The sequence below is a fragment of the Neisseria sp. P0021.S007 genome (assembly GCF_051956855.1).
In genome coordinates this window covers 1-543 of record NZ_JBQCXA010001035.1, presented here as the reverse complement: position 1 = coordinate 543, position 543 = coordinate 1, and the positions used below count along the sequence as shown (strand labels likewise).

The window sequence follows — 543 nt, the reverse complement described above, 5'->3', positions numbered from 1 at the left end:
GGTCAGGTGAATTGGCGATTGAATAACTGCGACTAATATTACCCGGAAGCAACAAGTCAATATACTGCCCTGCATAAAATGCAAACGATGGGGCTTTAGGCAAAGCCAATCTCAACAAAGCAACATCATGTTTGATTTCAATCGTTTCGATACGTACAGGCAAAGTGCGCACTGGCAAAGCATTCGGATTAAACCCCTGCACATTGATTTTCAGGTCGCTCTTCGCAGTAGTACAGCACAATAGCACTTTGCCCTGCGCTTTTTCTTCTTCGCTGATGGCTTTATCAATATGATCGCCCATTTCAAATTCACCACTCATCAACTCGGCCTTACATTGTCCGCAGGCGCCACTTTTACAAGAATGGGGCAGATTTAAATTCTGACGGGTCGCAGCAGCAAGAACGGTTTCATCATCGTTTGCCGTAAATGTTATTTGATCTGATAAGGTAATAGTATGTGTCATGGTATTTAGAATAATTTTAGAATCAAAAATAAAGGCCGTCTTAAAAATAAGACCTATCTTTCAGACGGCCTGTCCTATCT

General features: G+C 42.0%; 1 protein-coding gene. It reads right to left on the bottom strand.

Annotated features, from left to right (window positions below; genetic code table 11):
- On the bottom strand, positions 1-463 hold a 463-nt coding region (locus tag ACTHUR_RS17380; protein WP_440399960.1), incomplete at its 3' end, for a 2Fe-2S iron-sulfur cluster-binding protein.
- Positions 464-543: the final 80 nt, after the last annotated feature.